The organism is Nonomuraea cavernae (assembly GCF_040655715.1).
GTDB classification, from domain to species: domain Bacteria; phylum Actinomycetota; class Actinomycetes; order Streptosporangiales; family Streptosporangiaceae; genus Nonomuraea; species Nonomuraea cavernae_A.
The window spans coordinates 1-22,540 of record NZ_JBFAKL010000044.1 but is presented as its reverse complement, the minus strand read 5'-3'; the positions used below and the strand labels follow the sequence as shown (position 1 = coordinate 22,540).

Below are 22,540 nucleotides of genomic sequence, written 5' to 3'. Positions count from 1 at the left end.
GTGAGGGCATGAGACATCGACTACTCGTCGTGCTGCTTCTGCTGGCAGGGGCCCTTGTGGTCGCTCCCGGTACGGCATGCGCCTGCTCCTGCGTTCCTCTCCAACCGGCTGAGCAGGTGAAGATGGCGGGGGCCGTCTTCACCGGGACGGTGATGGCCGCTCGCCGGGTCGAAGGAGACCCGCTCGATCCCCCACCACCGGTCGTCTACACCTTCCGGGCCGACCACATTTACAAGGGGAAGTCGAGCGCCGAGTTCGAGGTGGCCACCAACGCCGACAGCGCCGCGTGCGGATACAACTTCGTCATCGGCTCCCGGTATCTGGTGTTCGCCGCCATCAGCGAGTCGGGCCTACTCGCGGTCGACCCGGGCGTGGCACTGAACACCTCGCTCTGCGCGGGGAATCTGCTGGTCAGCCCGGGGGATGCCCCGTTGGGTACCGGCGGCGGCCTGCTGAGCGGCGAGCCGCTCACCGTGGAACTCATCACCGCTCTCGGTACGGCGCACCGTGCAGACGCGAAGATCGGAACTTAAAGGACAAGCTACAGAGCATGTCCCACAAGCCTGGCCCCCACAGCCGATCGCTGACGTGACTGGGGCCCGCGTGTCACCCGATTGGGTGTCGTTGTTGCCGGCCGAGGCGAGCGGCTTGATCACCGCCTCACGGCGTCCGGCGGTCTGTCGCCGACAGGGCGAGACGGACAGGTGAACGAGCCGGCCTGGGGCTTCGCCGCCAGGCCGGCATGACCCGAGCCTCGACACGATCAGCGTCGAACGACTCTTCCGTCGTCGAGATCGACCTCCCTGCGCCCTGGCAACCGGACGGGAACCCCATAGATCCGGACAGGGCACGCCCGGGCTCGTTCCGGCCAAGGCCTCGAACTGCTTCGATCCTGATTAGAACCAAGAGAGGCCGTACGGGTGACCGCCCGGTGCGTGCGACGAACCGGGCCAGGATCAGCAGCGGACATTGACCGGCAATTCCCAGGGCGGCCCGGAAATGTCCGGCGGCGGTCCTGGTGACGTCAGGTCCGCCTGTCGCGAATGAACTCATCCAACGGGGCGGCCGGGGGCATGCGGCATTGTCCGGGCTCCTTTGCCTGCACGAAATCGGAGAGGGCCATGGCATGAATGTCACAGAACAACGCTGGCATGTCCTGATGGCGCATCGGCCGCGACTGGTGGCCTTGGCGGCGCGCATGGGGGCGGGGGCGGACGCGGAGGACGTCGTCCAGGACGCGCTACTGCGCACCGCCACCTTCGCCGGCCTGGTGGAGGAGCGGGCGTGGCCCTTCCTGGCCACCGTCACGGCGCGACTCGTGGTCGACCACCACCGTCGAACGGCCCGCGACCAGGCGTTACGCCACCACGCGGCGCTGATGCCGCGCCCCCACGGCTTCGAGGACGCCGTGGCCGACTGGGACGAGGCCCGGCGTGCGGCAACCCTGATCGCGCGGCTCGGCCCCGAGATCCGCCACCTGGTCCGCCTGCGGATGGAGGGCGCCACTTGGGTGCAGATCGGGGTCGCGCGCGGTGAATCCGCCGCCGCCGTCGAGATGCGGTATCGCCGAGCGACAGCCCCCGTACGGCGGGCCGTTAACCGCGCGGCCGGAAATCGGAGATGAATTTTGTCGAGCTCCCCGTCCAGGACCGTACTACTAGTGAAAGGTCCATTCGCTCAGGACGATATGCGATTCTTTGTGAATCGCGGAAGAGGACAGCCATGAAAAGCCTGCGAAGGCGTATTCCACTCGTACGACATGCATGTGTCCTGCTGCTGGCGGCGGCGCTCGCCTGCTTGATGCTCGCGCCCCCAGCGGGAGCGGAGAGCGCGATGTCCCAGAAGGTCTCGTCGTCCCAGAAGGTCTCGTCCCCGGCGGACCCGGACACCGAACTGGCCACTACGGAGAACGGCGAAGAGCCGCTGGACCCCATCTCCGCCGAGGAGTATCTCGCGAGGCTCGCCCAGAACGAGGTCATCGTCTCCGCGGAGGAACGGGCTGAGATCATGGCGAGTTCCTGCTGGATCTGGACTGGTTACCGGGGAGGTAAGAACCGCGTCGGCCAATGGCTCTGGAAGTATTTCCAGAGGATGGACTGGTGCCGCAACGGCTCCCGGATCACCAGTGCCCACTTCTACACCAGGTGGCCCGAGGTCTACATGGTGGGCTGGTCGTTCAAGGGCCACGAGTCGCTGGTGAGCAACGGCGGCCGCGGATCGACCCAGTGGCGCAAGCGGACCCAGGGCGGCTTCTGCCTTGTCCCCTACCTCCAATGCATCCAGGAGTCCCACCCCTGGGTGGACATGACCGTCTTCGGTAACGGCGCGTCGTCCTTCAGCGCCGGCGGCTGACGCCCGACCCGCGCGATGCCGGTGTCCATTCCGGCCGAAGGTGGCGAGCAGCCCGCGCGTTGAGTCGCGGTTCGCCAAGTAGGTCCGAACAGCTGACGCTTGAGTTGTTCGGACCTACTTGGCATCTTCGACGTCGAAGGCCAGGAACGGTACGGGCGTTCAAGGTCACTGCGTTGAGGACAGCAGCGGAGTCGGTGAAATCAACCTCCATACTTTTCGCGTGCCCATGCGGCCAGCCCGGCGGCCATGAACGCCGTGCCGACCGCCGAGACCGCAGCCCATCCGCCGAACCGATAGGCGGCCGTGCCCGCGGCGGAGCCGGCTACGCCGCCGAGGGTGTAGAACGTCATGTACACCGAAGCGATCCGCGACCGGGCGCCGTCGACAAGGCCGTAGGCCACGCTCATGTTCAGCAGATGCGTACCGTGCACCGCCACGTCCATCGCCACGATCCCGACGACGAGCCACGTCAGGCTGTGACCTCCGATCGCTGTCGCGCCGAACGAAACCACACCCAGAACGAGCAGCACGCCGGTCAACGGGCGCTGCCAACCCCGGTCCGCGGCCCGGCCGGCAACCCTTGCCGCGAACGCGCCTGCGGCGCCGACCAGCGCGAACAGGCCGATCTCCGCTTCGCCGTACCTGTATGGCGGTCCCGCCAGCATGAACGCCACGGCCGCCCAGAAGACCCCGAAGGCGCCGAAGGCGCAGGCGCCGATCAGTGACCGTCGCCTGAGCAGGGGCTTGCTCACCGCGAGGCGGATGGTCGCCCGGAGCTGCGCGGCGTAGCCGATCGGCACCTCCGCGGCGGACGGCGCCATGGCACGCGCCAACACGGCGGCAAGCAGCAACGTCACCGCGGCGGCGGCCAGGTAGAGCACACGCCAGCCGAAGAGCCCGGCGGTGAGACCGGCGATCGTACGAGACAGCAGAATGCCCACCAGCCCGCCGCTGAGCATCGTCGCGACCACCCGGCCGCGCTCGTGATCGGCGGCGATAGTGGCGGCGTAGGACACGAGGATGTTCACCACACTCGCGCTCGCCAGGCCGATCACCGCAGCCGCGACGAGCAACGCACCGACGGCGGGCGCCGTGGCGGTCACCACCAGCGCCACCGCTTCGACGAAGAGCAGCAGGCAGACCAGTGGTCGCCGGCGGACGATGTCGCCGAGCGGCACGACCAGCACCAGCCCCAGCGCGTAGCCGAGTTGCCCGACAGCGGTCAGGTATCCGACCGAGGAAGCCGCGTACGACCGCGCCATCTGCGGCAGCAGCGGCTGACAGTAGTAAAGGTTCGCGATGGTCAGACCGTAGGCCACGGCCAGCAGCCAAACCATGCGCCGCGGGATGCGGCCCGTCCTGCCGGCCCACCGTCCAAGCGCCTCACCAGTGATCACGACCGCGACGCTATGACACGAATGGATCGACGATAAGATCCGCTTTCATGTCGGAATCATGGCCCAATTCTGGCGTCGACCTTCATCTGGAGCTCGATCCAGCGACTGGTCGCCGGGCCGGTCTGGAGCAGGCCCTCCGGGCCGCCGTCCAGACCGGACGACTCGCACCCCAGGCCCGGCTGCCCGCCACCCGCAAGCTCGCCGACGCACTGGGCCTGTCCCGCGGCACCGTCAAGGCGGCATATGACCAGCTCATCGCCGAGGGCTACCTGACCGCCCGCCAGGGATCGGGCACCATGGTGGCCCGGCTTCCCCACCGCACCGCCGAGGACCCGGGCGGACCGCCCGACCGGGCGTCCGACCGGGCGTCCGACCGACCCCGGCACGACCTGCGCCCTGGCCGCCCGGATGCCTCCGCCTTCCCCACCGCGGCCTGGCTGCGGTCCACCCGCCGGGCCTTGAGCACAGAGGCCGCCGACACGTACGCCTACGGCGATCCGCGCGGCCGGATCGAACTACGCACCGCGCTCGCCGAATACCTCGGACGCACCCGTGGAGTACTCGCACCCCCCGAACTGATCATCATCACCAACGGATACGTCCAGGCCCTCGCCCTGCTCAGCCGCGTGCTCGGCGAGACCGCTCCGGCCGCCATCGCGACCGAGGACCCAGGCGTCGCCTTCCACCGTGACGTGATCCGCCACAACGGCCCGGCCGTTGTCCCGATCCCGGTGGACTCCCGGGGAGCCCGGACCGACCTGCTCGGCGACCCCAGCCATCCGCGGGTGAGCGCCGTGGAATTGACCCCCGCCCACCAGTACCCGACCGGAGGAACCCTCGCACCGGAACGCCGCCGAACCCTCATCGAATGGGCACGTTCCAGCGACTGCCTCGTCATCGAGAACGACTATGACGGCGAGTTCCGCTACGACCGCCAACCCATCGGCGCGATCCAAGGCACCGCTCCCGACCAGGTCGCCTACGTCGGAACCGTCTCCAAGACCCTCGGACCCGCTCTGCGCCTGGGCTGGATCGTGTCGCCGCGCCACCTCCTCGAACCGCTGATCGAGGCCAAGCGCCACAACGACCACCACACCGAGACCATCGGCCAGCTGACACTGGCGGACTTCATCACCTGCCATGCCTACGACCGGCATGTCCGTGCATGCCGATTGCGCTACAAACGCCGCCGAGACCTCCTACTCGCCCGGCTGCGATCTCGGCCACACGCGCCATCCGGCTTTTCCGTCCACGGAGTCGCCGCCGGTCTGCACGTCCTGATCAGCCTGCCCGCCGGCGGTCCCACCGAGCAGGACGTGCTCAACGCCGCGGCGGCTCAGGAGGTAGCCGTGGGGCGACTGGGCGACCGCTGGCACACGCCCGCAGACCAGCCACACGGCATCATCGTCGGCTACGGAACGCCCAGCGAACACGCCTACCCAGCCGCACTCGACGCTCTCATGCACGTCCTCGATGTGTGCCGGACGTAGCGCCGGGCGTCATGACCTTCCCCGGAACCGCGACGGCGAGACCCCGGCCCATGCCACGAAGGCCTGCCGTAAGGACTCGGCGGAGGCGAACCCGCACCGCCGGGCGATGGCCGCGACCGGCTCACGGGTCGCGGTGAGCAGCTGGGAGGCCGCTTCGAGGCGCGCGTCGCGGACCAGCCGCGAGGGGGTCCGGCCGACGCACTCGACGAACAGTCTGCTCAGATGCCGCTCGCTCACCCCGGCGAGCGCGGCCAGGCGGGCGACGCTGAGATCCTCGTCGATGTGGCTGACCACGTGGTCGATGACCCGCCGGACCAGGACCTGGTCAGAGTGCGGAATCCTGTTGAACAGGCTCACCTGCGCCTGATTCCCGGGACGTTTCAGGTAGGTGACCATGCCCATGGCCACGCGACGGGCGAGCTCGGACCCGTGGTCCTCCTCGATGAAGGACAGCGTGAGATCCAGCGAAGCCGTGACCCCGCCTGATGTCGCGACCGTGCCGTCCCGGACGAAGATCGGCGCGGGGTCGACCCGCACCCGCGGGAAACGGGTGGCGAGCCGTCCGGCCTCGTACCAGTGCGTGGTGGCCCGGCGGTCGTCGAGCAACCCGGCGGCGGCCAGCACGGTCGCCCCGGTGCACACCGACGCGACCCGCCGCGACAGCCTGGCGAGCCGTACGACCTGGCTGACGAACCGAGGGTTGGCGGCGGCGGTCTCGTGCCCCTGGCCACCCGAGACGATCAGGGTGTCGATCGGACCGTCCATCGTGTCGATCCGGCCCTGCCCGGGCAACTCGAGCCCGGAGTCGCACCGCACGGGCCGGCCCATCGGGGTCGCGAACACCACCTGGTACGCCGGGTCGGCACCCTGCCGGTTGGCGTAGTCGAAACCGGTCGTCACACACGCGACATCGACGAGCTCGATGCCATCGAAACCGATGACGACGACCAGCCGCCCCACCATGGCTACACCCTACGGGTGAGCGACCGCGCATGCGTGTACCAAGTGGCTAGCCGCTGACGTTGACAGCCGCGCGGCTCGGGGCCGAGTCCAGGGCGATGCGGACGAGGAGGTCGGCCGCGTCGGAGCGGGACAGTGAGCGCGGCCGGGTGAGTAGGCCGCGGCTGACCTGGAGGTCCCCGGTGGCGGAGCCGTCGGTGAGGCGGTTGAGTCGTACGATCGTCCAGTCGAGATCACTGCGTGCGACGAGCCGTTCCATCGCGGCCACATCGGCGTAGGGGGTGGCGAGCAGGAGACGGAGCAGGGCCATGGCCGGCCTGGGACGATCGGCGATGATCGGGTAGGCGCTGGTCACCACGAGACGACTGACGCCCAGATCGGTCATCGCGGTGATGACGGCGGAGGCGGTGCCGGCGGCCAGGTGGGGATCGCGCCGGTTGCCGCCGGGGAGCGTGGAGATCACCGCGTCGGCGCCGTCCAAGGACCTGCGCACCGCCCGAGGGTCTCGGGGATCGCCGGTCACCACGGCCGAGGCGCCATCCGGTGGTGGCGTGCCGCGGGTGAAGGCGACGACCTCGTGCCCTTCGCCGACAGCGCGAGCCACGGTGAGGCGGCCCGTGCGGCCGGTGGCACCGAAGATCACGATCTTCTTGGTCGCGTTCACTGGAATACCAGCTTCTTGACCGGTGGCAGTGCGTTCATGATCCGCAGCGCGGCCTTGGTCGCGGCGAAGGCGAGGGTGCCCGTGGTCGCCGACTGTTTGAGGGCGCGGTTGGAGGCCCGTACCGCGTCGAAGCCGTACTGGCGCATCTGGGCCTCGTACTCGCCGATGGCGTGGACGAGTCGCAGATCGCCCCGGTGTACGGCGGACAGTTTCTGGGTGAGCACTTCGGCGTCCCGGAGGGCGATGTTGGCGCCCACGCCGAGGGAGGGCGGCATGCTGTGGATGGCGTCTCCCATCACCGTGACGTTGCTCGGTGACCACGCCTCGACGGGTACGGCCGTGCGGATGTTGATCGCGTCAATGGCCTCGGGGTCGGAGTGCTCTACCAGGGAACGCAGCCGTGGGTCCCATCCCTGGAGGCGTTCCAAGACCAGATGGCGCAATTCCTCCCCTGAGCGGCCGGCGGGCGGCATGCCGCCCCGCGGGCCGGTGAATCCCCAGACCACGGAGTCGCCCGCGTCGGGTGGTGCCAGATGACGGTAGGCGTCGGCGATGACGGCCTGGTGGGTGGCGATGAACAGGCTGAAGCCGCGTGGGCCGAGCACGGAGGCGGGCCCGCGGTTGAGATGGCGCGGGAGCAGCCGCCGGGTCTCGGCGTTGAGCGGCAGGCGCCCGCCGACGGAGACCATGCCGGTCTCGATCCGTTCGGCGTGTGGCAGGAGTTGGACGCGCACCGCCGAGTGTCCGCCTTCCGCGCCGATGAGCATGTCGCCCTCGGCGGTGGAGCCGTCGGCGAAGTGGACGGTGACGGCGGCGTCGCCGTGTTGCCGGTAGCCGACGCACTCCTTGCCGAAGTGCACGATGTCGTCGAGTCCGTCGAGCAGGATCCGCCGCAACGTGTAGCGGTTGACGGAGCGATGCGCGGCGACCGGGTCGGGTTCGACGTCCTCGGGGAGGACCTCGACCGAAAGCAGTTCGCCGAGGCGTTCGGTCAGGAAGCTCATGGCGCGGGGCGGCCGGCCGGAGGTCGCCTCGACGGCGGTGAACAGCTTTTCGGGCAGGCATGTGTGCAGCGCCCGGCTGCCCTCCGGGCTGATGTGCAGCCGGTAGCCTTCCCGGAAGCCGGCGGCGGTGGGCGCGCGCTCGAAGACGGCGACGTCGACGCCCGCCCTGCGCAGGCCCTGCGCGAGGCAGAGCCCGCCGATGCCGCCGCCAGCGATCAAGACCCGCAACGGAATGGTGGACACAGGAGTACCTCCAGATAACTAAACATCTTAGCTAAAAAATTTAGACAATTAGCCTGGGAAAGGTCAAGCCCTCGGGTGTGGGAAAATCTGCTGCACGTGGGCGAAGGAGGAGGCGCGTGACCGTCCGACCAGGTCAGGACGCCGAGCAGATCCGAGCACAGCTCGGACGCCAGCTGGGCGGACGGCTCGGCACGGGTGTGGTGCTCTTCCATGCGGCCATCGCCGAGCGGCTGGGCATCAACGTGACCGACTGGCGCTGCCTTGAGTTGCTGCTGCGTACGGGACCGGCCAACCCCACGCGACTCGCCAGGCACACCGGCATCTCCTCCGCCGCCATCGCCCAGATCCTGGGGCGGCTGGAGCGTGCGGGCCTCGTCGTCCGCCGTCCCGACCCCTCCGACGGGCGCCGCACCCTGGTCCACGCCGTCTCCGATCCCGATCGGGACCGCGAGCTGGGTGAGATGTTCACCGGCCTCCACCAGCGCGTGGCCGACCTGACCTCCTCCTTCAGCGATGACCAGCTCGCCGCCATCGCGGCCTTCACGGCCGACCTCGCCGAGATCATGGAGAACGAGGCGGCCGCTCTGCGCCGCCGTCAGCCCGACTAGGTCCAGATCACTGGTGCGCTGGTCGCGTCGGGCGGTGGCCGGACGCATCGGCGTTGACGCCCAGACCCACCCGCCCGCGACGCGGCCGGATCAGAGCGTCCGCCTCCTCCTGCGGGCCATTCGCTGGGATCACGTCAAGAAATCGACGACTGCCCAAGGCGTCGCTATGTGATCCATCAAGGATCAGCCAGAAAAGCCCTTTCGGGTGCGTCGCCTCGCTGGGGGAGATGTCGTCCCAGCTAGAACAGGATCATTCACGTCAGGCACGCAGCAGGCGGCTGACGCCAGGAAAGGCGCCTGGAGATCTTGGTCAACTGTTCCGAACAGAGCTGCTCCCCGGACATTCACTGAGTCCAGGCACGTTTCTCCATGCCGGCGATGCCGGCAGGCCATTCGTTATCGACAGGACAAAAGTCCTTTTCTATTGAGGAGGGCCCGATGGGCTCTTTTTCTAGAATTCTTGGCGGCATAGGTGCCACCGTGCTCATGGGCACCACGCTGGGCGCGTTGTCGCCGTCGGCACAGGCGGCGCCCACTCCGGTGCGGACCCTGCTCGTCCCGTGCAAGGCGGACGCGCTCGTCGCGGCGATCCGATCCGGCAACGAGTTCGGAGCCGCCAGGCTCCTTCTCGCGCCGAACTGCGTCTACAACTACACCACCGCGGCCGACCCCGGCGACGCGCTGCCGGTCATCACGGGCAACACCACTCTGGTGGGCGGGTCGAACACGAGGATCAGGCGTGATCCGAGCGCATCGGTCGCCTTCCGCATCCTGGAGGTCGCATCGGGAGCGACGCTCCGTGTCCAAAGGGTCTCCATCCTTGGTGGAAGCACGGCGGGCTCCGGTGGGGGAATCCTCAACGCGGGCACCGTGGTTCTGGAGCAGACCACCCTTTCCGGCAACAGCGGATCAAACGGTGGCGCGTTCGCCAATAATGCGGGCGCCAAGGCGACGATCTCCCTCAGCCGGCTCAACGCGAACTCGACAACGAGCGTCGGAGGCGGCGCGATCATCAACTCCGGGACGCTGACGCTATACCGGAGTGCCCTGACCGGCAACAGCGCACCGATCAACGGCGGTGCGCTGAACACCCAGCCGGCCGGCGTGTCGCACCTCATCCGGAGCACCGTGGCCACCAACACATCCGGCGGCCTGGGAGGAGGCATCTCCAACCTGGGAACCACCACGCTCGATCGCACCACGGTCTCGCGGAACAAGGGATCCGACGGCGGTGGAATCGCCACCGGCAACGCCAATGTCACCATCCGGAACTCGATCGTCCGTGACAACAGCCCCACTAACTGCAGCCCGCTGAACACCATTCCGGGCTGCGTCAACTGACCGTCGGCCAGCGCAGAACGTGAGCTCGTACTGGTTCGATGACCACATGGGGCCAGTGTCACAACGGGGGCGACAAGGGGGAGTCGGGCAGGCGGACGGTCACCGTCAGCCCGCCTTCCTCGCGCGGCTCGGCCACCACCGTGCCCTTGTGGGCTTGGGCCGTGGCGCGCACGATGGACAGGCCCAGCCCGGTGCCGCGGTCGGAGTGCACCCGATCGGTTCGCAGGCGGCGGAATGGCTCGAAGATCGCTTCCAGGTCGTAGGCAGGCACGATCGGGCCGGTGTTGGCCACCGACAGTTCCGCTTCACCGTCGCCGAGTCTGGTGGTCACCCAGACCTCGCCGCCCTGGACGTTGTGCCTGATGGCGTTCTCCACCAGGTTCTGCGCCAGTCGTTCGAGCAGAATGGGGTCGCCCTTGGTCGGCGCGGACGCCAGCGCCTGGTGCAGGACGATGGCCTTGGTGTCTGACTCCTCGCCGGCCTGGTCGACGACATGGGAGGCGATCTCGGCCAGGTCCACGGGCTGATGGCGTTCCAGGACGGGCCTGTCGCTCTCGGCCAGCGCGAGCAGGCCGTCGATGAGGCGCTCGTGCCGGGTGTTGACGACCAGCAGTGATTCGCCGAGCCGCTGGGCATCAGGGGTGGCGTCGGGCCTGCGCAAGGCCACGTCCACCAGCATCCGGTTGATCGTCAGAGGTGTGCGCAGCTCGTGGGAGGCGTTGGCGACGAACCGCTTCTGCACGTCGAAGGCGTGGGCCAGGCGGGCGAGCATCATGTCGAACGTGTCGGCCAGGTCCTTCACGTCATGGTGGGAGCCGGTGTAGGCGATGCGCTCGTTGAGGTTGTGGCCGTTGGCGACTCGACGCGCGGTGTCGGTGACCTGGTAGAGGGGCTTGAGGACACGGCCGCTCACCACCCAGCCCGCGGTCGTGGTGAGCGCCCCCAGCAGGGTGACGACCAGTCCGGCCTGGAGGAGGAAGCGGGCCATCGTCGCCTGCTCGTAGTTCTGCTGGGCGCCGAGCACGTCTCGCCTGGAGACGTTGACCAGCACCAGGCTCCCGGTCGGCTCCAGGATGGCGTGGTTGGGCACGAACTCGGGGGCGGCCTGCAGCCTGAGGCGGGTGTCGTCCAGGATGCCACGGACCATCGCATAGCTGATGCCCAGCAGGAGCAGGCCGGCGACGAAGAAGATGCCGCTGAAGAGCAGCGTGAACCGCAGGCGCGTGGACAGCTTCATGGAATTCGGTATCCCATTCCCTGAATGGTCTCGATGAGCTGGGGCTCGCCCAGCTTGCGGCGCAGGCGCATCATCGTCACCCGCACCGTGTTGGTGAAGGGGTCGGCGTTCTCGTCCCACGCCTTCTCCAGCAGCTCCTCGGCGGAGACGACGGCGCCGCCGGCCTTGAGCAGCTCGGCGAGCAGGGCGAACTCCTTGCGGGCCAGCCCGACGTAGCGCCCGTCGCGATAAACCTCGCATCGGGCCTGGTCCAGCCGGATCCCGGAGCGCTCCAGCTGCGGCGGGTCGGCGCGGTGCGGGCGCCGGCCCAGCGCGTGGATGCGGGCCAGCAACTCTTCGAAGGCGAACGGCTTGATGAGGTAGTCGTCGGCGCCCAGCGACAGCCCCGAGACCCTGGACGACACGTCCGAGGCGGCGGTGAGCATGAGCACTCGCACAGCGAACTCCGACCCGACCACGGTCCTGGCGACGTCGTCGCCGTGCAGGCCGGGTAGATCACGGTCCAGGACGAGCACGTCGTAGTCGTTGACGCCGAGCCGTTCGAGCGCGGTCTCGCCGTCGTAGGCGACGTCCACGGCGAGCGCCTCGGCACGTAACCCTTCGGCGATCGAGTCCGCGAGCATCTGTTCGTCCTCGACGATCAGCACGCGCAAGGGAGGCCTCCTTCATCTGAGCGCGCTAAACCTTCCAGGCGCGGCATAACACCGACATAACAGGATTGCGTAACCGCCCTGTTAAGACGATCCGGGTCTACTCGATGCGCATCCACTGCTGACCGAATCGAGGAGACCCATGAAGAGGCTCACCGCCTTGCTTCTGCTCGCCCTGGCCACCGCGTGTTCCGGCCAGCAGGCCGCGCCCCAGGCCCAGCAGTCGCTTTCCGCCTCCGACGCTGAGGTGAAGTTCGCCCAGTGCATGCGTGACAACGGCATCGGCGACTACCCGGACACCATCGGCGGCGAGGGTTACCCGGTCAAGGACGCTGTCGCTTTCGACAGGGCACAGCGGACCTGCGCCAAGTGGAAGGAGGCCGGAGGGACGACCAAGAAGGTGGACGCCGCCTATGTCGACGCGGTGACCAAGTTCGCCAAGTGCATGCGCGAGCGCGGCATGAAGGTCCAGGACCCCGACCCCAAGACCGGCCAGTACCACGTCTCCGTCGACGCCGACGATCGCAAGGCCTTCGAGAAGGCGCAGAACGAGTGCGTTCACCTGCTGCCTCGATGAACCTGCTGCCTCGACGAAAGGGAGAACGATGAAACGGGTGCTCGTCGGCCTGGTCGTGGCCGCCGCCGCCGCGACGGCGGGGGCCGTCGCGGCTCTGTCCATGGGCGGCACGAGCGACCGGCACGCCGCCCCCTCGCCGCCGCCGCAGGCCACCGCGCAGATCGTCCGCGGCGACCTGGCCGATGCGGTCTCGCTCTCCGGCAAGATCATCTTTGCGGGGGAGTGGGCTGTGCGCGGCCAGACGGCCGGGACCGTCACCGCGCTCGCCGCCCCCGGCCGGACCCTGCGCCAGGGCCAGGTCCTCTACCGAGTGGACCGCGAGCCCGTTGTGCTGATGTACGGCAGACTGCCGCTCTACCGGCCGCTCCGCCAGGGCGTCAAGGACGGGCCCGACGTCCGCCAGCTGGAAACGGCCCTGAAGGCGCTCGGCCACGGCAAGGACGTCACCGTCGACGACCGGTTCTCGTGGGCCACCGCGCGTGCCGTACGGGGATGGCAGAAACGAGCCGGCCTCCCGCAGACCGGAGTCGTGAACGCCGAACAGGTCGTGTTCCTGCCGTCGAAGGTCAGAATCGCCAAGGCGGACGTGGCCGTCGGCGACAGCGTCTCCCCCGGACGTCGGCTGTTCACCGTGACCGGCACCGACCGCCTCGTCCACCTCGCCCTGGACGTCGCCGACCAGTCGATGGCCAGGAAAGGCGCCAAGGTGAGGGTGGAGCTGCCCGACGGTCGCACGGTGGCCGGGAAAGTGGTCATGGTCGGCGACGTGGCCACGTCACGCGAGGGCATCGCCGTCATCGACGTCGGCGTCCGGCTCGCCAAGGTCAGGCGTGGGTTCGCCGACCAGACGCCCGTCACCGTACAGCTGGAGAGCGTGAGCAGGCGCGACGTCCTCAGTGTTCCCGTCGAGGCGCTGCTGGCCACCGCCGACGGCGGTTACGGCCTGGAGATCGGCGGGCGCGTCGTGCCCATCAAGACCGGTGTGTACGGCGGAGGCCGCGTCGAGATCTCCGGCCCCGGGCTGGAAGCGGGGATGAAGGTCGGGGTTCCTACCGAATGATCATTGAGGTCGAGAACGTCAGCAAACGCCACAACGACACCGTTGAGGCCCTGCGCGACGTGAACCTGAAGGTCGCCAAGGGCGAGCTGCTGGCCATCATCGGCCCATCCGGGTCGGGCAAGTCGACGCTGCTCAACCTCCTCGGCACCCTGGACCGCCCCACATCCGGCACCGTCCGCGTCGCCGGGCACGACGTCGGCGGACTGACCGACCGCCGGCTGTCCGCCCTGCGCGCGCTCCACCTGGGCTTCGTCTTCCAGCAGTTCCACCTGGCAGCCGGGGTTTCGGCCATCGACAACGTGGCCGACGGCCTCCTCTACGCGGGACGTCCACTGGCCGAACGCCGCGAACGCGCTCGGGCCGCGCTGGAACGCGTCGGCCTCGGTCACCGGCTGGATCACCGCCCGCACCAGTTGTCCGGCGGCGAGCAGCAGCGCGTGGCCATCGCCCGAGCCGTCGTCGGAGACCCGCCGCTGCTGCTGGCCGACGAACCCACCGGAAACCTCGACTCCGCCTCGGGCCGGCAGGTGCTCGCCATCCTGCGTGAGCTCCACACCACGGGCACCACCATCGTCCTGATCACCCACGACCTGGACATCGCCCAGTGGTGCCCGAGACGGGTCCGCATCCAGGACGGCACCCTCAGGGAGGAGTCATGAACTCGCTCGTACCCGCTCGCCTGCGACCGCGCGACGTCGCCAGGGTCGGAGCCGCGGGCCTGCGGGCCAGAACCTCACGCGTGATGATGTCCGCGCTCGGCATCGCCATCGGCATCGCGACGATGATCTCGGTGATCGGTATCTCGGCCTCCGGTCAGCAACAGCTGCTGCGTCAGCTCGACCAGCTCGGCACCAACCTGCTGCGGGTCGAACCCGGCCAGTCGTTCTCGGGTGACCCGGTCAAGCTGCACCCGGAGGCCGCGCTCATGGCCCGCAGGATCCCCGGTGTCACCCACGCCAGCGCCACCGGCACCGTGGCCGCGAACATCCGCAGGACCGACCGCGTCCCCAAGGAGGACACCGGTGGACTGACCGTGCAGGCCACCTCCCTGGACCTGCTGAACACGCTCGACGGGCGCGTGGGCACCGGACGGTGGCTCGACGAGGCGATCGCTCGTCAGCCCGCGGTCGTCCTCGGCGCGGTCGCCGCCCAGCGGCTCGGCGTCAGCCGTACCGGAACGCAGGTGTGGGTGGGCGAGCGGTGGTTCACCGTGACCGGGATCCTCGCCCCGTTGCAGCTCGCGCCGGAGATCGACCGGGCCGCGCTGATCGGGTTCCCGGCGGCGCGGGAGCGGCTCGGCTTCGACGGCCATCCCACCACCGTCTACGAGCGGTCGAGCGAGGAGACGGTGGAGCAGGTCAGGGGCATGCTCGCCCGGACGGTCAGCCCGGAACGGCCGCACGAGATCGCGGTCTCCCGCCCGTCGGACGCGCTGGCCGCCCGCGCCGCCGCCGCGGGTACCTACACCAACCTGCTGCTCGGGCTCGGCGCGGTCGCCCTGCTCGTCGGCGGTGTGGGCGTGGCCAACACGATGGTGATCTCGGTGCTGGAGCGCCGCAAGGAGATCGGGCTGCGCCGGGCGCTCGGCGCCACGCGGGGGCAGATCAGGATCCAGTTCCTGACGGAGTCGCTGCTGTTGTCGGCGCTCGGCGGAGTGGCGGGGCTCGCGCTCGGCGGCCTGGTGACCGCCGGGTACGCGCTGTCGCAGGGCTGGCCGCCCACGGTGCCCGCCTGGGTGCCGGCCGGCGCCTTCGCCGCCACGCTGGCCGTCGGCGTGGCGGCCGGGATCTATCCGGCGATAAGGGCCTCCCGTCTGGCCCCCACAGTGGCCCTGGCGGCAAGCTGACACCGTGACCGGCCCTGGCAGAGCACGCCTGCCCTGGTGCTCCGCCAGGCGTTCGGAGGGTCGATCGTTCCTGCGCTCCGGCCCACGTTCGGTTCCTCGCGATTCGCGCCGCGCGGGGCTGATTAGGATCGGGCCATGCCGTTGAGCGCGAGCGACGTCGACCGGTTCGAGGCCTCCAGGCCGCGCCTGGAGGCCATCGCCTACCGCCTCCTCGGCTCCGCCGGGGAGGCCGAGGACGCCGTGCAGGAGACGTTCCTGCGCTGGCACGCCGCCGACGTCGACCGCATCGAGGTCCCCGAGGCCTGGCTGACGAAGGTCCTCACCAACCTGTGCCTCAACCAGCTCACCTCCGCGCGGGCGCGCCGCGAGACCTACGTGGGCCAGTGGCTTCCCGAGCCGCTGCTCGCCGGGGACCCGATGATCGGCCCGGCCGACACCGCCGAGCAGCGCGAATCGGTCTCGTACGCGGTCCTCACTCTCATGGAGCGCCTGTCCGCCAACGAGCGGGCGGTGTACGTGCTGCGGGCGGCCTTCGACTACCCGCACCGGGAGATCGCCGAGATCCTCGACATCACCGAGGCCGCCAGCCAGCAGATCTTCCACCGTGCCAAGAAGCACGTCGCGGACGGCAAGGTCCGCACCGCGATCGACGAGGCCGCGGCCCGGCGGATCGTCCAGGAGTTCCTGACGGCCGCCGCCAGCGGCCAGATCGAGCCGCTCGTACGCCTGCTCACCAAGGACGCCACGTCGATCGGCGACGGCGGCGGGAAGATCCCGGCCCGCGCCAAGGCGTTCGAGGGCGCCGTCGCGGTGGCGAAGTTCCTGCGGGGTCTGTTCAAACCCGGCGAGGCCAAGCGCGCCATAGCGGGCGGCGCGCCCGGGGTCTACGCCTGGACTGCCAACGGCGACCCCGCCATGGTGGCCGTCGTGGACGGCCGGGTCGTCGGCGTCATGTGCCTGGAGGTCACGGCCGAGGGCATCGCCGCGATCCGCAACCAGGTCAACCCGGACAAGCTCGAACGTGCGACCGCGCACTGGGCGACCGCCGACCACGGGGCGCCCCTGTTCAACGCCTTCTGATCGCCATGTGAGGTGCTTCACATCGCGTTCCTGTCAGGAAACGGCCGGCCGCCCGGTTCAAGTGGCAAACCCGCGCAAGACAGGAGCAAGGAAATGCAGCACCGCATCGTCGTCCTCGGAGCCGGGTACACCGGAGCCATCGCCGCCGGCCGCCTCGCCAAGCGGCTCCGCCGCGAGGACGTCACCATCACCCTCGTCAGCGCCGAGCCCGACTTCGTGGAACGCGTCCGCATGCACCAGCTGGCGGCCGGCCAGCACCTCAAGCCCCGGCCGTTAAGCGAGATGTTCGCGGGCACCGGCGTCGAACTGAGGCTCGCGAAGGTCACCGGCGTCGACGTCGACCGCAAGACCGTCGCCGTCATCGACGCGAACGGCGCCGACGAACTCACCTACGACACGCTCGTCTACGCCCTCGGCAGCGGCTGGAACACCCAGGGCGTCCCCGGGGCCGCCGAGCACGCCTATGAGATCGCCGGCCGCCCCGGAGCACTCCGGCTGCGCCAGCGCCTGGCCCGCCTCGACGCCGGGCAGACCGTGGTCGTCGTCGGCGGCGGTCTCACCGGTCTGGAGGCCGCGACCGAGATCGCCGAGGCCCGCCCGGACCTCGACGTCGCCCTCACCGCCCGCGGCGGCCTCGGCGACTGGCTCTCGCCCAAGGGCCGCGAGCACCTGTGGAAGGTCTTCGGCAAGCTCGGGATCACCGTGCACGAGCACGCCGCCGTCACCGGCGTCGAAGCCGACCGCGTCGCCACCGCCGACGGCAAGGGCATCCCGGCGGCGGTCACCGTGTGGACCACCGGCTTCGCGGTCCACCCGATCGCGGAGGCGACCGCCCTGAAGGTCACCGGCACCGGCCAGATCGTGGTCGACGGGACCATGCGCTCGGTCTCGCACCCGGACGTGTACGCCGTCGGCGACGCGGCCATGGCGATCGGCCCCGGAGACAAGCCGCTGCGGATGTCGTGCGCCTCGGGAGGTCCGGCCGCGTGGCAGGCCGCCGACGCGATCGCGGCTCGCCTGACCGGCGGGAAGCTCCCGAGCACCCCGATCCGCTACTTCAACCAGTGCGTCTCACTGGGCCGCAAGGAGGGCTTGATCCAGTACGTCACCGCTGACGACCGCGCCGTGCAGGCGGTCCTGACCGGACGGCTCGCCGCCGTCTACAAGGAGCTGGTCTGCAAGGGCGCTGCCTGGGGCGTCGCCAACCCGACGCTCGGGCTGCCGACCCGGCGCCGCCGCGTCACGCCGGACCGGGCCGCGACGGGCTCGGCCGTCAAGGCGCCGGCGTAGAGCACGGAACGAGGCGCGTGCCCTCGGTCCTGCGCCTGAGCGAGCGCCCACCGCTGTGGCACTGGGTGGCGCGGTGGCTTCGAGGTCAGGAGTGTCGTTGTCTGGCGAAGAACTCGAGGAGTTCGGGGGCCAGGGCGTGGGGGGCCACGTCGTGAGACTGGTCCGGGAGGAGCCGGTGGCAGGCGGCGGGGATGGTGTGGGCCACGGCGCTTCCGGCAGCGCGCATCCAGGTGGGGCTGTCACCGCCGTTGAGGACGAGCGTGGGCTGGGTGAGTGAGGCGGCGATGGTGGGCAGGCGGTTCGCGGGGCTCATGATCTCGGCCTCGTAGGCGAGGGTACGGGCGATGGCCTCAAGGTGTGGCCAGGTGGAATGGGTCCGCATGGCGGCGACCGCGTCGGCGGGGACCTCTGCGGCCCGCACCATGAACATCTCGACCGCGTCGCCCGGCCGTCCCGCCTCGATCAGGGCGGTGAGGCGCGCGGCGAAGTCGTCCGGCAGGGGAGGGGCGGTCGGGTCGACGTGGTACGGCGGCTCCCACAGGGCCAGACAGGTGATCGCAGGCAGTCGGGCGGCGGCCTCCAGCGCCAGTGCGGCGCCGGAGGACCCGCCGAAGACCATGGCGCTGTCGCCCGTCGCCGTGATGACGGCGGCAAGGTCTTCGATCTCTCGCTGGACGGCGTAGGGGCGGGTGTCCCCGCTGCCGCCGCGGCCACGGCGGTCGTAGTTGACCACCGTGAACCAGCGCGAGAGCACTCGGGCGACCTCCGCGAGAGTCGGGTGGGACCGGTCGGTGACCGCGCCATGGACGAGGACGACCACCGGTCCCGCGCCGAGGCGGTCGAACACGATGCTCGTGCCGTCGGCCGACGTCGCGGTCCCGGTGACCATGGTGGGGATCGTCATCGGGAACCTCCGAGGAGACCTCCGCCTTCAGGCGGGGGAGGAATCGGACCCCTGCGGAGCAGGGCAGGGGCAGGCGATTCGCCGCCAGGCGGACCGCCGTCAAAACCCTGCACGACACCGCACGGTTCGGTAGTGTGCTCGACGGTGGCGATGACCAAGCCACCGGACGAACGATCGGAAACACCCTCGCCGCAAGGCTTGCGGAGAGGCGAAACGCCTGTGGAGCCGGTGTAAGACCTCAACGAGAGTCCTCTCGGGCGGGCGACCGGCGGTGAAGCAGGAAGACCAACCGGCGACGGTTGGAATCCCGGTTCTTCAGAGCCGGGAGGATGTCAAGTCAGTTGCTCGGAGCGGCGATGCACAGAGCGGACCAGTGGTGGCCGTCAGGATCGGCGAAGTGGCGCTGGTAGCGGCCGCCCGCCGTGACGGGTTCGCCGAGCTCCTCGGCTCCGGCGGCCACGGCCTTGCCGAGCAGCTCGTCCACCTGCTCCTGGTCGTCGAGGCCGAGGACCAGGATCGTCTGGGTGATCTTGGCCGGGTCGGCGACCTCGTTTCTGACATAGCCGGCGAAGGTCGGCTCGGTCAGCAGCATGATCTGGGTGCGCTCGCTGATGATCACGGACGCCATGTCGTCGGTCATGCCGAAATAGTCGAAGCCGAGTGCGGTGTAGAAGTTCTTGGAGCGGTGGAGGTCCTTGACGGGCACGTTCACGAACAAGACGGGAGCGGACATTTTCAGTCTCCTCTTTGTTTCGAGGTTCGAGTTCCTCGTGGTCTCCAGCATGCTGATCGGCCGATCGCCGGGCTTGTGGCTGCGTGCCAGGCGCTTGACGATCCGTGCCGGGCCTCAGCCGCTCGGCGTCAGGCTCGCTCGGCGGTACTCGATCGGTGGCATCCCGTACGCCTGCCGGAACAATCGGCTGAAATGCGCCGGGTCAGGGAGTCCCCAGCGGGCCGCGATGCTGCTGACCGGCTGGTCGAAATTGGCCGGATCGGCCAGATCGCGGCGGCAGCGTTCGAGCCTGCGGTGCCGGATCCATGCCGCGAGCGTGGTGTCCTGCGACGCGAACAGGCGGTGCAGGTAACGCAGCGAGACGTGGTGCGCCGCCGCGACCGTCGCGGGACCGAGGCCGACGTCGCCCAGGTGCTGCTCGATGAAGGTGTGGACGCGCCGCAGCAGCACCTGTTCGCGGGTCTCCGGATCGAGCGCCGGGAGCTGGGACACCTGCTCGGCGATGGTGGTGGCCAGCAGGTCCATCACCACCGTGGACAGCCGGGCCGCGCTGGCCGGCTGGTAGGTCTCCACGTCCCGGGCCACCCGGGCCAGCAGCGGCGCCGCCAACGCCGCCGTGCCGTCGCTCCCAGAGATCGCGACGGCGGTCAGCCGGCCTGCCGGATCCGCGGGCACGGCCAGCATCTCGCGCGTGAAGCTGAAGATGGCCAGCTCCACCGTCGTGTCGTAGACCAGCTCATAAGGCCGGGAGAAATCGTAGATGGAGAGGTCTCCTGGCCCCAACCGCGCCGCGCGGCCGTCCTGTTCGACCAGGATGGTCCCGGATATGGGCATCACCACCCGGTAGAGCTCCGGGCCTTCCTTCCGGATCAAGCCCGGCGTCCGCAGAACGCGGTGCGGCGTCGTCGTCTGGACCCTGCCGACACCGACCGGGCCGAGCTGGGCCGACTCGATCTGCCCCCGCAGGTCGACGCCCCGATCCATCCGTACGTCCAGCGGCCCAAGGATGTCGCACACGACGCTCAACCAGGCATCCACCCGGTCCGCGGCGGGAACATCACTCGCCCGGATCAGAACAGCCAACCCGTCCCCCGATTCCGGAAGATCATGGAGCGCAACCACGATCGGCCTGAAGGGCGCGATCCGCACAACTATTCTGGCCGACCGCTGCCGTCCCCGCGTACCGGTCGTACACCGAAGGGGCGTTCGGAGCAACGCCGCCGAACGGGGCTTGCCCGCGTAGACAGCGAAGAGGTCGTGGATGGCCGTCACCGTCGCTACTACGAACTGACCGGCCAGGGCGCCGAGCTCCTGGCCGAGGAGACCGCCAGACTGACCCGGCTCGCCGCAACCGCGCAACGCCGACTCGGCTCACGACTCCAGCCCGGGACGTGATCATGAATTCCTACGAACGCCGCTGCCGACTCCTTCTGCCGGCCTACCCGTCCCGCTATCGACAGGCGCGCGGCGAGGAGTTGATCGGCACGTTGCTCGACCTGGCGGAGCCGGAGCGCACCTGGCCGACCCTGCGCGACTCGCTCGACGTCGTACGCGGCGGCCTCGCCCTGCGCCTGCGCGAGCGTCCGCCGCTGTGGCACTGGGCGATGTACCGACTGTTGCAGAGACGTCTTCCCTACGCCTACCGCTGGTGGGCGCGCGACGACCTGCTCGGTAAGTGGTACCTGGCGCGGCAGTACCTGGCGTTTCTGCTCCTCACGTCGCCCCTGTGGACCTTCATCACCCCTGGAGGTCTCCTATGGGGCGACCTGGCGATCGCCTCGGTGCTCGTCCTCATGGTCGGCTTTCTCAGCCGACGGACCCAGCGCCGCTACCAGCTGAGCAGACACGAGTTCGACCACGAGGGCACGCCCGTCCACCCATGACCTCGGGCCTCCGGTGCGAGGAAGACATACCTCCTCAGGCTCGGACCCGCGACGATTCCGCCAGGGACGCACTTTGCTGGACCGTGGTGCAACCCCTTGACGAAGAGATCACATCGAGCGACCTCCTGTGGCGGCTGAACGGAGGCCGTGACCCCGAGGAACGCGTCATGGAATGTCCCAGAGAGGAGGCCGGCGAGGAGGACTTGCCCGTGCTCTTCGTCTACGAGGGCGAAGGAACCTGGGGTTTCCTCGAGTTCTCCTGCGGCTTCGCCACTCCCGGTGGAAGAGGCGCCCGTCATCATCCTCGACAACTGGCCTGAGGCCTGAATCGCAGCGGCACGGAGCCCGGCCGGAGGCAGGCAGGCAGGCCGAGGGCTCTCACTCGCAAGTCGCATCACTGCCGACGGCCGGCCTTGAGCGCGGCGGCGGTTTCGACGGCGCGCCGGGCCTGGTAGCGGGCCGCCTCCAAGGACACGTCGTTGGGCGGGCCGTCGCCGGCCACGTGGGAGGAGCCGTAGGGATTGCCCGACTTGAACTGGACGGGGTCGGTGTAGCCGGGCGGCACGATGATGCCGCCCCAGTGGTAGAACGTGTTCCCCAGCGCCAGGAGGGTGGACTCCTGCCCGCCGTGGGCGGTGTTGCTGGCGGTGAACGCCGAATAGACCTTGTCGGCGAGCTTGCCCTGTGCCCACAGGCCGCCGGTGGTTTCGATGAAGGCCCTGAGCTGGCTGGCCGGGTTGCCGAAGCGGGCGGGGGTGCCGAACAGCGCCGCGTCGGCCCAGTCCAGGTCGTCGAGGCCGGCCTCGGCGACGTCGGCGGTGTCCTGGAGGTGCTGGGCCCAGGCCGGCTTGGAGTCGATCGCCTCCGGTGGGGCCAGTTCGGCGACCTTGCGCAGTCGCACGTGTGCGCCGGCCTTTTCCGCGCCCTCGGCGGCGGCTCGCGCCAGGGCGTGCACGGTGCCGGTGGAGCTGTAGTAGATGATGGCGACGTTCACGGGTTCCATGGTCGGCTACCTTCCTTCGCGGGTTCTGTCTGCTGGTGATGCGCCGCCGGCGCATGAGCATCAGTCAGTACGACGACACAACCCCTCGGAATGTGAGGCGACGCGCCAACCTCACATTCGGAGGGGTTATTAGCTGCTAGCGAAATCATCAGCGTTCCTCAGTCCTTATCTGCGACCATCAGTGTGTGAAGCTCTCCGAATGGGCCAGGCGGAACGGC

25 protein-coding genes are annotated in these 22,540 nt (G+C 69.4%); 15 read left to right on the top strand and 10 right to left on the bottom strand.

What is annotated here, in order from left to right; translation table 11 throughout:
• The first annotated feature begins 122 nt into the window (after positions 1–122).
• The 3 genes from AB0I38_RS38785 (at position 123) to AB0I38_RS38775 (ending at position 2,352) form a co-directional block, all read left to right on the top strand.
• Positions 123–533: a hypothetical protein gene (locus AB0I38_RS38785; RefSeq protein ID WP_358494856.1), complete on the top strand. Its 411-nt coding sequence runs from the start codon at positions 123–125 to the stop codon at positions 531–533.
• Positions 534–1,159: 626 nt separating this feature from the next.
• Complete coding sequence (locus AB0I38_RS38780) at positions 1,160–1,624, top strand: RNA polymerase sigma factor (RefSeq protein WP_358494852.1); 465 nt, start codon at positions 1,160–1,162, stop codon at positions 1,622–1,624.
• A gap of 209 nt (positions 1,625–1,833) precedes the next feature.
• On the top strand, positions 1,834–2,352 hold the full coding sequence (locus AB0I38_RS38775) for a hypothetical protein (RefSeq protein WP_358494847.1): 519 nt from the start codon (positions 1,834–1,836) through the stop codon (positions 2,350–2,352).
• 200 nt (positions 2,353–2,552) lie between these two features.
• Here the strand turns inward: AB0I38_RS38775 and AB0I38_RS38770 are convergent, their stop codons facing one another.
• Positions 2,553–3,749 carry an MFS transporter gene (locus tag AB0I38_RS38770; RefSeq protein WP_358494843.1) on the bottom strand — a complete coding sequence of 399 codons (1,197 nt, stop codon included), beginning with the start codon at positions 3,747–3,749 and terminating at the stop codon, positions 2,553–2,555.
• A gap of 47 nt (positions 3,750–3,796) precedes the next feature.
• Between AB0I38_RS38770 and AB0I38_RS38765 the strand changes: the two genes are divergently transcribed.
• Positions 3,797–5,239 (top strand): PLP-dependent aminotransferase family protein, encoded by a 1,443-nt coding sequence (locus AB0I38_RS38765; RefSeq protein ID WP_358494838.1) that lies wholly within the window; start codon positions 3,797–3,799, stop codon positions 5,237–5,239.
• A 9-nt stretch (positions 5,240–5,248) separates the two neighbouring features.
• On the opposite strand, the gene AB0I38_RS38760 is transcribed toward AB0I38_RS38765, so the two are convergent.
• Genes AB0I38_RS38760 through AB0I38_RS38750 form a run of 3 tightly spaced genes read right to left on the bottom strand, consistent with a single transcriptional unit; the run spans position 5,249 to position 8,110 of the window.
• Positions 5,249–6,202 (bottom strand): GlxA family transcriptional regulator, encoded by a 954-nt coding sequence (locus AB0I38_RS38760; RefSeq protein ID WP_358494833.1) that lies wholly within the window; start codon positions 6,200–6,202, stop codon positions 5,249–5,251.
• Positions 6,203–6,248: 46 nt separating this feature from the next.
• Positions 6,249–6,863 (bottom strand): NAD(P)-dependent oxidoreductase, encoded by a 615-nt coding sequence (locus AB0I38_RS38755; protein ID WP_358494829.1) that lies wholly within the window; start codon positions 6,861–6,863, stop codon positions 6,249–6,251.
• Positions 6,860–8,110 carry an FAD-dependent oxidoreductase gene (locus tag AB0I38_RS38750; protein ID WP_358494826.1) on the bottom strand — a complete coding sequence of 417 codons (1,251 nt, stop codon included), beginning with the start codon at positions 8,108–8,110 and terminating at the stop codon, positions 6,860–6,862. The genes AB0I38_RS38755 and AB0I38_RS38750 overlap by 4 nt, the downstream gene beginning before the upstream one ends.
• Before the next feature lie 116 nt (positions 8,111–8,226).
• Here AB0I38_RS38750 and AB0I38_RS38745 point away from each other — a divergent pair, with 116 nt between their 5' ends.
• Both AB0I38_RS38745 and AB0I38_RS38740 read left to right on the top strand, forming a co-directional pair.
• On the top strand, positions 8,227–8,718 hold the full coding sequence (locus tag AB0I38_RS38745; RefSeq protein ID WP_358494822.1) for a MarR family winged helix-turn-helix transcriptional regulator: 492 nt from the start codon (positions 8,227–8,229) through the stop codon (positions 8,716–8,718).
• Between the two features lie 486 nt (positions 8,719–9,204).
• Positions 9,205–10,059 carry a hypothetical protein gene (locus AB0I38_RS38740; protein WP_358494818.1) on the top strand — a complete coding sequence of 285 codons (855 nt, stop codon included), beginning with the start codon at positions 9,205–9,207 and terminating at the stop codon, positions 10,057–10,059.
• A 58-nt stretch (positions 10,060–10,117) separates the two neighbouring features.
• Here AB0I38_RS38740 and AB0I38_RS38735 read toward each other — a convergent pair whose 3' ends face one another.
• Positions 10,118–11,296 (bottom strand): sensor histidine kinase, encoded by a 1,179-nt coding sequence (locus AB0I38_RS38735; RefSeq protein ID WP_358494815.1) that lies wholly within the window; start codon positions 11,294–11,296, stop codon positions 10,118–10,120.
• Positions 11,293–11,949 (bottom strand): response regulator transcription factor, encoded by a 657-nt coding sequence (locus AB0I38_RS38730; RefSeq protein WP_358494810.1) that lies wholly within the window; start codon positions 11,947–11,949, stop codon positions 11,293–11,295. The genes AB0I38_RS38735 and AB0I38_RS38730 overlap by 4 nt, the downstream gene beginning before the upstream one ends.
• A 139-nt stretch (positions 11,950–12,088) precedes the next feature.
• Between AB0I38_RS38730 and AB0I38_RS38725 the strand changes: the two genes are divergently transcribed.
• From AB0I38_RS38725 to AB0I38_RS38700, 6 genes are all read left to right on the top strand, one after another.
• Positions 12,089–12,523, top strand: coding sequence for a hypothetical protein (locus AB0I38_RS38725; RefSeq protein ID WP_358494807.1), 435 nt, complete (start codon positions 12,089–12,091; stop codon positions 12,521–12,523).
• A gap of 28 nt (positions 12,524–12,551) precedes the next feature.
• Entirely contained in the window at positions 12,552–13,583 is a 1,032-nt protein-coding gene (locus AB0I38_RS38720; RefSeq protein WP_358494801.1) for a peptidoglycan-binding protein, read from the top strand.
• Complete coding sequence (locus tag AB0I38_RS38715) at positions 13,580–14,242, top strand: ABC transporter ATP-binding protein (RefSeq protein WP_358494797.1); 663 nt, start codon at positions 13,580–13,582, stop codon at positions 14,240–14,242. The genes AB0I38_RS38720 and AB0I38_RS38715 overlap by 4 nt, the downstream gene beginning before the upstream one ends.
• Positions 14,239–15,429, top strand: coding sequence for an ABC transporter permease (locus tag AB0I38_RS38710; RefSeq protein WP_358494792.1), 1,191 nt, complete (start codon positions 14,239–14,241; stop codon positions 15,427–15,429). Before AB0I38_RS38715 ends, AB0I38_RS38710 begins: the two co-directional genes overlap by 4 nt.
• 135 nt (positions 15,430–15,564) lie before the next feature.
• On the top strand, positions 15,565–16,509 hold the full coding sequence (sigJ, locus tag AB0I38_RS38705) for an RNA polymerase sigma factor SigJ (protein ID WP_358494786.1): 945 nt from the start codon (positions 15,565–15,567) through the stop codon (positions 16,507–16,509).
• A gap of 93 nt (positions 16,510–16,602) precedes the next feature.
• Positions 16,603–17,799 carry an NAD(P)/FAD-dependent oxidoreductase gene (locus AB0I38_RS38700; protein WP_358494781.1) on the top strand — a complete coding sequence of 399 codons (1,197 nt, stop codon included), beginning with the start codon at positions 16,603–16,605 and terminating at the stop codon, positions 17,797–17,799.
• Positions 17,800–17,884: 85 nt separating this feature from the next.
• Here the strand turns inward: AB0I38_RS38700 and AB0I38_RS38695 are convergent, their stop codons facing one another.
• From AB0I38_RS38695 to AB0I38_RS38685, 3 genes are all read right to left on the bottom strand, one after another.
• The gene (locus AB0I38_RS38695) at positions 17,885–18,703 is read right to left on the bottom strand and encodes an alpha/beta fold hydrolase (RefSeq protein WP_358494778.1); all 819 of its coding nucleotides are present in this window, start codon (positions 18,701–18,703) and stop codon (positions 17,885–17,887) included.
• 337 nt (positions 18,704–19,040) lie between these two features.
• Entirely contained in the window at positions 19,041–19,436 is a 396-nt protein-coding gene (locus AB0I38_RS38690; protein WP_358494774.1) for a VOC family protein, read from the bottom strand.
• Between the two features lie 114 nt (positions 19,437–19,550).
• Positions 19,551–20,585 (bottom strand): helix-turn-helix domain-containing protein, encoded by a 1,035-nt coding sequence (locus AB0I38_RS38685; protein ID WP_358494770.1) that lies wholly within the window; start codon positions 20,583–20,585, stop codon positions 19,551–19,553.
• Positions 20,586–20,693: 108 nt separating this feature from the next.
• Here AB0I38_RS38685 and AB0I38_RS38680 point away from each other — a divergent pair, with 108 nt between their 5' ends.
• From AB0I38_RS38680 to AB0I38_RS38670, 3 genes are all read left to right on the top strand, one after another.
• Positions 20,694–20,831 (top strand): hypothetical protein, encoded by a 138-nt coding sequence (locus AB0I38_RS38680; RefSeq protein ID WP_358494767.1) that lies wholly within the window; start codon positions 20,694–20,696, stop codon positions 20,829–20,831.
• 2 nt (positions 20,832–20,833) lie between these two features.
• The gene (locus AB0I38_RS38675) at positions 20,834–21,319 is read left to right on the top strand and encodes a hypothetical protein (RefSeq protein WP_358494764.1); all 486 of its coding nucleotides are present in this window, start codon (positions 20,834–20,836) and stop codon (positions 21,317–21,319) included.
• A gap of 167 nt (positions 21,320–21,486) precedes the next feature.
• A complete protein-coding gene (locus AB0I38_RS38670; protein ID WP_358494761.1) occupies positions 21,487–21,639 on the top strand; it encodes a hypothetical protein in 153 nt (50 codons plus the stop codon).
• A gap of 74 nt (positions 21,640–21,713) precedes the next feature.
• Here the strand turns inward: AB0I38_RS38670 and wrbA are convergent, their stop codons facing one another.
• The gene (gene wrbA, locus AB0I38_RS38665) at positions 21,714–22,322 is read right to left on the bottom strand and encodes an NAD(P)H:quinone oxidoreductase (RefSeq protein ID WP_358494756.1); all 609 of its coding nucleotides are present in this window, start codon (positions 22,320–22,322) and stop codon (positions 21,714–21,716) included.
• Positions 22,323–22,540: the final 218 nt, after the last annotated feature.